7 protein-coding genes are annotated in these 11,089 nt (G+C 68.3%); 2 read left to right on the top strand and 5 right to left on the bottom strand.

The genetic code is table 11. The annotated features are described in order from the left end of the window. The 3 genes from E1261_RS38410 to E1261_RS38400 form a co-directional block, all read right to left on the bottom strand. On the bottom strand, positions 1 to 4,410 hold a 4,410-nt coding region (locus E1261_RS38410; RefSeq protein ID WP_132414671.1), incomplete at its 3' end, for an FtsK/SpoIIIE domain-containing protein. Further along, positions 4,401 to 5,447, bottom strand: coding sequence for a hypothetical protein (locus tag E1261_RS38405; protein ID WP_132414670.1), 1,047 nt, complete (start codon positions 5,445 to 5,447; stop codon positions 4,401 to 4,403). The genes E1261_RS38405 and E1261_RS38410, both read right to left, overlap by 10 nt. After that, entirely contained in the window at positions 5,444 to 6,067 is a 624-nt protein-coding gene (locus E1261_RS38400; RefSeq protein ID WP_272948634.1) for a sigma-70 family RNA polymerase sigma factor, read from the bottom strand. The genes E1261_RS38405 and E1261_RS38400 overlap by 4 nt, the downstream gene beginning before the upstream one ends. A 196-nt stretch (positions 6,068 to 6,263) precedes the next feature. Between E1261_RS38400 and E1261_RS38395 the strand changes: the two genes are divergently transcribed. After that, complete coding sequence (locus E1261_RS38395) at positions 6,264 to 7,193, top strand: RICIN domain-containing protein (RefSeq protein WP_165952786.1); 930 nt, start codon at positions 6,264 to 6,266, stop codon at positions 7,191 to 7,193. Here the strand turns inward: E1261_RS38395 and E1261_RS38390 are convergent. Then, positions 7,190 to 8,092, bottom strand: a complete 903-nt coding sequence (locus E1261_RS38390; protein ID WP_132414668.1) for a 1,4-dihydroxy-2-naphthoyl-CoA synthase — start codon at positions 8,090 to 8,092, stop codon at positions 7,190 to 7,192. The genes E1261_RS38395 and E1261_RS38390 overlap by 4 nt on opposite strands. Before the next feature lie 15 nt (positions 8,093 to 8,107). Continuing rightward, a complete protein-coding gene (locus tag E1261_RS38385) occupies positions 8,108 to 9,121 on the bottom strand; it encodes a LacI family DNA-binding transcriptional regulator (RefSeq protein WP_132414667.1) in 1,014 nt (337 codons plus the stop codon). Between the two features lie 159 nt (positions 9,122 to 9,280). Here E1261_RS38385 and E1261_RS38380 point away from each other — a divergent pair. After that, positions 9,281 to 11,089, top strand: a 1,809-nt coding sequence (locus E1261_RS38380) for a Xaa-Pro dipeptidyl-peptidase (protein WP_132414666.1), incomplete at its 3' end; no start/stop codon positions are given.

Here is an 11,089-nt window from a genome sequence, read left to right as displayed (position 1 = left end):
GGCTCGGGTGATGTTGGAGCCGACGCGGACACCGATCAACTCGCCGTCGGACATGGAGCGGGCCTCCAGCAACAGGCCGCGGCGGGCTCGGCGGGCGGCCGAGGACCAGCCGCTGAGGCCGGACTGGAAGCCGTCGGTGGTGGCGGCGAAGATCAGGCCGACGCCTTGGTCGCGGCCCGAGACCACGATGTCCTTCAGCACCTTGTCCGCGGCGGCTGACATCAGCAGGTCGGCGTCGTCGATCACGACGACCTTCGGACCGGGCAGCCCGTCCAGCGTGGCGCGCAGGACGTCCTCGGCCGGATCGGACTGACTCATCAGCGCGACCTGCGGGTGCCGTTGCAGCATCCGCAGTGGCGACTCGCGCGGTGTGATGACGACCAGCGAGGTCCCCGCGGCGAGCAGCGAAACCGCCAGACACGACAGCGCGTTGCTGCGTCCCGACCCCGGTGAACCAAGGACGGCGTACGACGAACTGACCCCACCGAGGTCGACACCGATCGCACCGCCCTCGTCGCCACCGAGTCCGATCAGCCCCCATTGCGGACGCCGATCCGCAGCCGCGACCTTTTCGTACGCCTCGGCGAACTCGACCGAGGTCGGCAGCTCCGCGATCGTGAACGGCCGCCGGGCGTCCGAGACCTTGAAGTCACGCTTCTTCGCCTCAGCAGCGATAGACCGGATGGCCTCCACCTGAGCCGAACCACCGCCCTCAGCCAGTACGGCGACCTGCGTCTCGGTCCCGGTCAGTACGTGCCAACCGCGCCCCGGTGCAACCATCGCCGGTACCTTCGCCAACCGCAGCCCAGCCGCCTGGTAATCAGTCCGGTCCGCCTGCCGGAGCAGAAGCTTGTGGTCGTTGTGCGACGAGAGCCGCCCACCAAGCAGCGACCGCTCCGAAGTCGCGATCAGGTGGATCCCCAGACCACCACCTTCGCGGAGCAGACGCAGTACCTCACCGAACAGGTTGCCGCTGTCATGGTCGTCGAGCATCGTCGACAACGCATCCCAGCCGTCGATCAGAACCATGATGTGCGCCGGCCGCTTCGCCTTCGGCAACGCCTTGCGCAGCTCGTTCAGCCCAGTCGCATTGTGCTGGCCGGCCAACTCCTGCCGCTCAGTCAGCTCCTGGTTCAGGCGACGCAGCAACCGGGTCAGCCGCTCCATGTCGTGCCGAGAAACAACCGCCCCACAATGCGGCAGCGTCTCAAGCGGCGCCAACGCACCACCGGCCGCGTCGATGCCATAGATGTGCACATCCGCAACACTCAAGCTCTTGGCCGCCGAAGCCGCCATCGTCCGCAGCACCTGCGTACGCCCGGACCGCGGCGCACCGATCACATACAGATGCCCAAAGCTGTCGAAGTCGATCCCCGCGACCCGCTGCTGCTGCAGCGCCGGAATGTCCTCCAGCGCATACGGCACGAACATCTCGGTCTCGCTGGTATCCGGCAGATCTTCCAGCAACAACTGCGCCGCCAACGCAGGCTGCCACGGCTTCGGCTGTACGACGAAGTCCGGCAGCTCGGCCGCCGCATCGCGCAACGCCTCGACCAGGACATGCAGATCGGTCAGCGGCACCGTCGGAGCGGCCTCCTCGACCTCCGCCTCAGCTGCACGCTCGATCGGCCGACCAAGGGACTCCCACGGCAGCTCGGTCACCGTGACACCGGCCGGATCGACCGGCCCGCTCGGCTCGACGTCTTCCTTCCGCTCCGCACCGACCCACGCCGTCTGGAACAGATCCGCAAGCCGCGGACCACGGCGAATCAGCGCACGCCCCGGAATCCCAGTACTGATCGACGCAGCCTCGTTCACGTCGACGACGTCCTGGCTCTCGGACTGGTCGGTGACGCGAAGCGCGATCCGCAGGTTGGTGTTAGCGCGAATATCACCGGTGACCACACCTGCCGGTCGCTGCGTCGCCAGGATCAGGTGGATCCCGAGCGATCGGCCGCGCTGGGCGAGGCTGATCAGACCCGGGACAAAATCGGGGATCTCGGCAACCATCGCCGCGAACTCGTCGATCACCAACAGCAGCCGCGGCAACCGCGCGATCGACGGATCCGCAGCACGCTTCAGCTGATAGTCGACCAGATCCTTCGCGTCGGCCGCGGCCAGGATCCGCTCCCGGCGGCGCAGCTCGGCGTCCAGCGACACCAGCACCCGCTCGACCAAATGCGAGTCGAGGTCGGTGACCATGCCGAGCGTGTGCGGCAGCCCGGCGCATTCCTTGAACGCGCTACCGCCCTTGTAGTCGATCAGGACGAACGTCAGCTCGTCCGGCCGGTTCGCCACCGCGAGCGACGCGACCATCGTCTGCAACAACTCCGATTTGCCGGATCCCGTCGTACCGGCGATCAGTCCGTGCGGCCCATCGGCCACCAGGTCGATCGAGAAGCGGCCGTCGAAGTCGGTGCCCAGGACGAACGACGTACTGGCCGGGCGACGGCGCCAGCGCTCGACGATCGGCTCGGCCGACGGCGGTTCCAGCTCGAGCTCGTCGAGCAGCTTGACCAGCTTCGGCAGCCCCGCATCGTGATCCGGACTGATGTCCCGCACCGGCGCGAGCGCCCGCGCGATCTGCTCACACCACTGCGGCGTGACCAGGTCGGCGCGGACATCCTCCTGGTCGGGGATGCCCGGCCGGCGGATCGTCAGCGTCTCCTCCTCGGCCGCGATCACCGCGCCGCATTCCTCCGGCAACAGACGCTCGTCGCGGTCGAGGCAAACCGAGTACACGCCGACCGCCGGCCCTTCGGTCAGCACCTGGATGAATCCCGGTACGTCGCGCAGCCGCCGCGAACCGTCCGCGATCACCACGACCTCGGTCTCCGGCAGCCGGTTCTGCGCCGACTGTCCCTCGGCCGCGATTCGCCGATGCCGACCCTGCACCTGCGCGACCAGTTCGCTGATCCGCGCGTACGTCGTCGATTCGTCGTTCGCGATCAGAACCGCGGCCGGCGCGCGGTCCGGCTGCAACTGCGGCAGCCAGCGAACCCAATGCCAGTCGTCGATCGTCTCTTCATCAGCCAGTACGACGATCTTCAGCGCCTGCGGCGAGTGCAGTACGGCGGCCTGGATCGCCAGCCACCGCGCAACTCCGCGGATCGTCGGGGCCGGTCCGGCGATCCCGAGGACGCCGTGCTGACGCATCGGCAGCGCGATCGGCGCATCCGGGATGGTCCAGCGGATCGTCCGGTGGTTCTCCTCGCGGCCCTGGTCGTCGACCTCTTTCAGCGAAGCCTGGTCGGCTGTGCCGAGCCGGAGCAGCAGATAGTCCGGATCAGTACGGCGGCGCTCCCACAACCGGCTGCCCGGACGAGTCGCCAACTGCGCGATCCGCACCGGGTCGGGCGCAGTCAGGTTGCGGATCAACCGCTCCCGCGTGACCGCGGCCTCGATCTCCTCCTCGAGCGCGGCCATCCGGGCGAAGTACCGCTCCCGGGCCTCGATGTGATCAGCGCGGTTGGTCTTCCGGGAGCTGAAGAAGTTCATCCCCATCATCATCGGGCTAAGCATCGTGAAGACGAGGAAGTAGTAGGAGTTGAACAGGCCGACCATGACGAGGCCGAGCACCACCGGGGCCATCACGACCGGCCACGGGAACGGCCGCTTCTGCGGCGGCGCCGGGGGTGTTGGCAGCCGGATCTTCTCGTCGTCCAGGTGCGGCGCCAGTCGCGGCGGCCGGTTGTAGTCCAAGGTGAAGCCGTCGTCTGCCAGCCGCACTGCAGCCTGCGGCTCAAGCGTGCCGCTGCATCGCAACAGCACGGTGCCGGCCGCGAGGTCCTCGTCCGGCTGCCACTCCCGCACCTCGCCGACCGCGGCGTGACCGGGATCGACCACCCGCTGCGACTTCGCCGGATCGCCGGCATGCTCTTCGTCCTCGACCCGGATCGCCGTGGTCGCCGCGTCGTCCTCCGGCGGCCCGATCTGCCGACTCGCCACCGCCCCGGTCAGATCGTCGGTCCGATGCCAGAACGCTTCACCGGCCGGCCCCACCGTCACCCACAGACCACCCTGCGGTACGTCGTTCCCGGCCAGCTGAATCGTGCAAAGCGGATCCGAACCGATCTCGTGGCTGCCCGGCCCAACCCGCCACACCCGACCAGCCTCCGGACCGGAGACCGCGTGCAACTCGACCACGACCGGCGCCTGGCCAGTCGGACGACCCTGCAGCAGATCCGGTACGTCGATCGGCCCGCCGAGCCCGAGCACGCCCCCGGTCCGAACGCCGGAACCAGCCAGCTCGGCCGTGGGGTCGAGCAGCCTGCGGCCGAGGAAGAGCGGCGTACCGGGTTTGCCGAGTCCCTCGGCCAGACCGGCGACCGACAGGCCGCGCGGGACGCGGACGAGGCGGTCCGAGCGCTCTCCGGAGCGGGCTTCTACGGTGGTGAGGTTCAGCTCCATGAAGCAGCCTTCCGAGAGGGCTCGCCAGCGGTGGCTGAGACTCCGATCGGCCCCTCCGGCAAGCTCAGGTCGTCGAGATCATCCAGCGGCTCATGAGCGAGCGCGGCGGTCTCGGTCCCGAAGTCATGCGGTGGCAACCGGCGAACCGAGCGGGCGACGGCCATTGCCAACGGCAACGGATCGATCCGGAGCCAGTCGGCCGCGCCATGCAGTCGCAGAGTCTGGTCGGGCAGCGCCTCGACCAACCGGCAGCTACCGCGCGCCGGTCCGAGGCTGAGCAGCCGGCGACCGGCCGGGAGGGGTACCTGCAGCGGTTCCGCGCCGACCACGAACCAGGCGCCGAGCCGGATCAGCGCCTCGGCAAGCGGCAAACCGTCATGGCGGGAATGGATGCCCTCGGCAACTTCGATCGCCCCGACCGGCAGCCGGACGTCGAGCTGGGCGGCGATCGCCTGGACGACCGAGCGGGCGATCCGGTCCACGCCGTACACGGACAAAGTACGAGGTCCGGACAGGACATCGATCATCAGTACGGCGGTGCCGCCGCTGTCGGTGCCGAGGCAGACCAGCAGCGGCGTCTCGGTCGGACGGGCGGTCGGCTCGGGCAGGCTGTCCCGGTCGATCCACCACAACCGCGGATCCTGCTCGTCGTGCTGCCACGGCGCGGGCAGGTCGGCATCCGCCTCAGGGCCTGCAACCAGTACGCCAACTCGCTTGCGGGTGAGTGCGACGGCGTACGGCGCTGTCCCGGGGACAAGGTTGGCCGCGGCAACAATCACCTGCTCGGCTGCGGTCCAGGCAGCCTGGTCCCGCAGCACCTGGGTCAGCAGGCGGAGCCGGCGGCGGTAGCGACGGCGGGCCGCGATCGGCTCGGTGAACGCGTGGACCGTCCGGCGGGTCTCCCGCTTGATCCAGCGTCCCAGCCGCTTCCAGCCACCCAGCTTCCGGACCAGCAGGTTGACCAGGATGATGACGAGCAGCGCGACACCGACGTACCCGAGGAAGGCGCGCACACCACTGCTGCCGAACCCCGTCATGCAGCAGCACCGGCCCAATCTCCGCGGCTGAGCTCGGCGCGAATCTGCCGAACAGCGTTGTGGGCCCTTGATTTCACCGTCCCGAGCGGGACGCCGAGCACGGCCGCGACTTCTTCGCCGGGGTGCCCGAGCAGGTGGATCCGGGCGACCACCTCACGGTGCGCGGGGGACAACCGGCGGAGCACCTCGACCAGCACGCGACGGTCGATCACCTGCTCCACCTCGTCGGAGTGGCGGTCGGTCTCGAAGTCCGGCGCGTCCAGACCGACCGGTACGGCGCGGCCGTCGCGGCGGTGGATGTCGACAACCAGGTTGCGGGCGACCCGGAACAACCACATCCGGACCGGGCGGTCGTGCCAGTCGATCCGCTCGGCCAACTGCCAGGCTCGCAACAGGGTCTCCTGGACGACGTCCTCGACCGCGTGGCTGTCGCGGCCCAGGATGCTCGTCACATACCTGCGCAGGCTGTCTCGTTCGGCCAGACACAGGTCGATGACGATGGTCCGGCGCGCGCACTCGTCGATGATGGATCTCCCTCGTGGCGGCTCGGTGAAGGACCCCCAGATCAGTCGACAACGTAATCTGAGAACGCTCTCATGGCAACAACTCTGTGTGAACAACTCGCAACAAAGAGGTCTCGTGCGACGACCGGTCGGTTTGGTGCGGTGACCGGCATCACAAACTCGCCATCGTTTGACGAGACGCCGGTCACCGGGTGATCCTGCCCAGTGACAGTGCCCGAAAACCCTTGTGGGTATGAGCTCTGCCGCTCATATGAGCGGACCGCCCTACCGTCCCAGAGCACCAGGAGCTGACGTGAGGTCACCTCGAATCCCCGGCACGACGGCGAAGCCCTCGTCGTCACGCTTCGCGGACACGTTCGCCCAGCGGCCCGATCTGCCGCGGGTGAGCCGAATGCCGGACCGGCGTGCCTGGTCCGCCACTCTGCTGGTGACCGGATTCGTCGGCGGGATCGCGTTCGCCGTACCGGCTCTGATGCATTCCGGCGGTGGAAATTCACCTGTGTACGCGGCCGACGCGCCAGTGGTTGACCAGCGCACCACACCGACCGGCGGAGTTCCGACTCCAGGCAAGTCCATCACCACGGTGCTCAAGCCGGGGGTGACCGTAACGTTGCCACCGGCAACGGTGACCGTCCCGGGCAAGAACACCACGACGGTCGTCACCGTGCCGGGCAAGAACCTCACCGCGACCGTGACGCTGCCGCCGAACGTCATGACCGCCACCACCACCACGGCGATCGCGACCATGACGGCTACCAAGACCACCAATACGACCACAACGGTCAAGGTCCCTACCGGCGACAAGACTGCCGAGGGCATCAAGCCCGATACGCCGCAGCCGATGACGCTGAAGAGCGACGACTCCCAGCGCTGTATCGACATCAAGGACGCCGGCGACGGTGTCGGCCGCGACGGCGCACCGCTCATCGCCTGGGAGTGCACCGGAAACGCCAACCAGAGCTGGGGATTCCAGCCCGACGGCACGATCCGCTCACTGGGTCTGTGCATGGACGTGGCGAACGCCCAGAGCACCGACGGCACCCGGATCCAGGTCGCCAACTGCAACGGCGGGTGGGCGCAGAAGTTCCAGCTCAACGACAAGCGTGAGCTGGTCAACCCCAACACCCACAAATGTGTCACCGCCGAGTCCGGCAACAAGGGCGCCGACCTCGTCCTCCGCTCCTGCACCGGCGCCCCGGTGCAGAAGTGGCACAAGCCCTAGAACGCGTACGGGTACGGCGACCAGTCGGCGGGACGCTTCTCCAGGAACGAGTCGCGGCCTTCGGCGGCCTCGTCGGTGCCGTAGGCCAGTCGCGTCGCCTCACCGGCGAACAACTGCTGCCCGACCAGGCCGTCGTCGATCATGTTGAAGGCGTACTTGAGCATTCGCTGAGCAGTCGGCGACTTCGCGCAGATCTTCTTGCCCCACTCGAGGGCGACCGCCTCGAGCTCGGCATGCGGCACGACCTTGTTCACCATGCCCATCCGGTAGGCGTCCTCGGCGGAGTACTCGTCACCGAGGAAGAAGATCTCCCGGGCGAACTTCTGTCCCACCTGTCGCGCGAGGTACGCCGACCCGAAGCCACCGTCGAACGACGCCACATCAGCGTCGGTCTGCTTGAACCGCCCGTGCTCGGCCGAGGCCAGCGTCAGGTCCGCAACGACGTGCAGGCTGTGCCCACCACCGGCGGCCCAGCCCGGGACCACGCAGATCACGACCTTCGACATGAACCGGATCAGCCGCTGTACTTCGAGGATGTGCAGCCGCCCGGCCTTGGCCGGGTCGATGCTCTCCGCGGTGGTCCCCTCGGCGTACTTGTAACCGTCCTTGCCGCGGATCCGCTGGTCGCCACCGGAGCAGAACGCCCAGCCGCCGTCCCGCGGTGACGGGCCGTTGCCGGTCAGCAGCACGCAGCCGACGTCGGACGACATCCGCGCGTGGTCGAGCACCCGATACAACTCGTCGACGGTGTGCGGACGGAACGCGTTGCGCACCTCAGGCCGGTTGAACGCGATCCGTACGACGCCTGCGTCGACCGCGCGGTGGTAGGTGATGTCGGTCAGCTCGAAGCCGTCGACCTGCTTCCAGGCCGACGGGTCGAAGATCTCGGAAACGGTCACGCTGCCGAGCCTAGTTCAGCTGCGCGCGGTGCTTTCGCGCAGGACGACCTCGGCCTTGAAGGTCTCGGTCGTCGGGTCGCCACCCTCGATGGCCAGCTCGAGCGCACGCCGGCCCATCTGCTCCAGCGGCAGCTGCACAGTGGTCAGCCCCGGCCAGACGTCCCGCAGCGTCGCGATGTCGTCGAACCCGGCCACACCGAGCTGTCCCGGTACGTCGATGCCGCGCGCCCGCAGCGCGGACATGGCACCGACCGCCATCACGTCGTTGACCGCGAACAGGCAGTCGATGTCGACGCCACGATCCAGCAGCTGCTCGACCGCGGCATGTCCACCGTCCCGGGTGAAGTCGCCGGCCTCGATCGCGACCGGCTCGAGTCCGGAATCGGCCAGACCTGCGACGAACCCGTCGCGCCGATCGCGTGCTGTCGCGAGTGCGTCGGGCCCACCGAGGATGCCGAACTTGCGCCAGCCCAGCCCGGCCAGCGAACGCGCCAGCTCGGCAGCGCCGGCCCGGTTGTCGGGCTCGATCGTGTGAGCCGGCATACCGGACTGACTGACCAGCGCCAGCCCCGCGCCGGAGTTCAGGAACGAGGACACCTCGCTCGACGTCCGGGCCAGGCTCTCAGCGTCGGTCCGCCGGCTACCGATCATCACCGCGGCCCGGGCGCGCTGGGCGCGCAAGGAGGCCAGGTAAGCAATCTCACGCTCGGCGTCACGGAAGGTGCTGGCCATCATCACCAGCAGGTTGCGCTCGTCGGCGGCCCGCATCACGCCGTTCGCGATCGCGGCGAAGTACGGGTCCTCGATGTCGTGGACGAGGATGCCGACCACGTTCGTCGACGACTTGGCCAGCGCCTGGGCCTGCGCGTTCGGCGTGTAGCCGAGCTCGTCGGCGGCCGCTTTGACGCGTTCCTGCAGCTCCGGGCGGGGCACGCGATCCCCGCCGTTGAGCACGCGCGAAGCGGTGGCGACGGACACTCCAGCGCGCCGTGCCACGTCCAGCAATGTCACCGGTGCTCGCAGATTCACTGGACTAACCCTTCTGTGCCATCCCCAGGAGCGGTGGCGGTCACACTATCGGAAAGCCTCATCCCAGAACGCCGACCGTGACCGTGAGTACCTGGCAAGTCCCGGGCAATCTCCCCAGAACCTGGCTTTGCGGCCCGCGAGTGACTAGCCTTCCCAGCCATGACGACCGTCCGCACCAGGGTGACGATCCTGGTCTCGTCCACCGCGCTCTGTTTCGGTGCTGCCATCGGTTCTGCCGCGGCCGCACCGATGCCGGACGGGTCCGACCGAGGCGCGCCGGCTCCGGCCGAGCCCCCGTCGAACATCGACCAGCGCACCCACAGCACCAAGCCGGTCTACGACTACGCGAACGCGATCCGCGAGTCGGTGTACGTCGACACCGCGATGGACTCCGACTCCGACGGCAAGAACGACACCATCGCGGTCGACATCGTCCGGCCGAGCGAGACCGCGCTGACCGGCCGCAAGATCCCGGTCATCATGGACGCCTCGCCGTACTACTCCTGCTGCGGTCGCGGGAACGAGAGCGAGAAGAAGACCTACGACGAGAGTGGCGTCATCCAGAAGATGCCGCTGTTCTACGACAACTACTTCGTCCCCCGCGGGTACGCGATGGTCGGCGTCGACATCGTCGGCACCAACCGCTCGACCGGCTGCGGTGACGTCGGCGGCAAGGACGAGATCGACTCCGTGGTCGCGGTGATCGACTGGCTGAACGGCCGCAACAGCGCGCACACCTCGGACGGCTCGCCGGTGACGGCGTCCTGGACGACCGGCGCGGTCGGCATGATCGGCAAGTCGTACGACGGCACCCTGGCGAACGGGGTGGCCGCGACCGGCGTCCGTGGCCTGAAGACGATCGTGCCGATCTCGGCGATCTCGTCGTGGTACGACTACACCCGCTCCGGCGGCGTGCCGTACTCCGACGACTACATGCCCTGGCTCGCGGGCTACGTCGGCCACGACACCCCGGCCTGTGACGCGGTCCGCGCCGACCTCGGTGACAACGACGACGACGAGACCGGCGACTACACGAAGTTCTGGGCCGAGCGCGACTACCTCAAGGACGCGAGCAAGGTGAAGGCCTCGGTCTTCATGACGCACGGCCTGAGCGACTACAACGTGCAGACCAACCACTTCTCGCAGTGGTGGGCCGCACTCGCCAAGAACAACGTGCCGCGCAAGCTGTGGCTGGGTCTCGAGGACCACGTCGACCCGTTCGAGTTCCGCCGCGACAAGTGGGTGGACGAGCTGCACGACTGGTTCGACTACTGGCTGCAGGGTCTGCCGAACGGCGTGATGCGCGAGCCGATGGCCTCGGTGGAAACCGCGCCGGACCAGTGGAACGACTACAAGACCTGGCCTGCCGCGAAGCAGGCCATGCCGATCCCGCTGGCCGAAGGCAAACTAGGTGCCGCAGGCAAGGGAACCGTCACCGTCACCGACGACCCCGAGCTGACCGAGGACGACATCGTCGCGACGCCGTCCGAGGTGATCGCCGGTCGCCAGATGTTCGTGTCCGCACCGCTGCCGAGCGCGATCCGGGTCAGTGGCACGCCGACCGTCACGCTGCGGATCAAGGCCGACTCGACCACCACGCCGATCACCGCCCGACTCATCGAGTACGGCGACGCAGCGCGGTACTCGGGCGTTCGCCGTACCGGCACGGAGACCTGCTACGGGGCGAAGACGAGCTACGACGACGGCTGCTATTTCGAGGTCGAGAAGCTCACCGCACAGTCGGACCACGGGATCGTCAGTCGCGGCTGGATCGACGCCGCCCACAGCGATTCGCTGTCCAAGCCGAAGCCGCTGACACCGGGCAAGTGGACCACCGTCACGGTGCCACTGCGCGCCCAGGACGAGATCATCCCCAAGGGCCGCATCCTCGCTCTGGCCGTGACCCTGTCCGACACGGAGTGGACCAGCCCGAACGACACCGGCGCCTCCATCGACATCGACCTGGCC

It is taken from the genome of Kribbella albertanoniae (assembly GCF_004348455.1).
GTDB classification, from domain to species: Bacteria; Actinomycetota; Actinomycetes; order Propionibacteriales; family Kribbellaceae; genus Kribbella; species Kribbella albertanoniae.
Note: the sequence above shows the minus strand (reverse complement) of the source record. Positions and strands in the feature narration are given on the sequence as shown.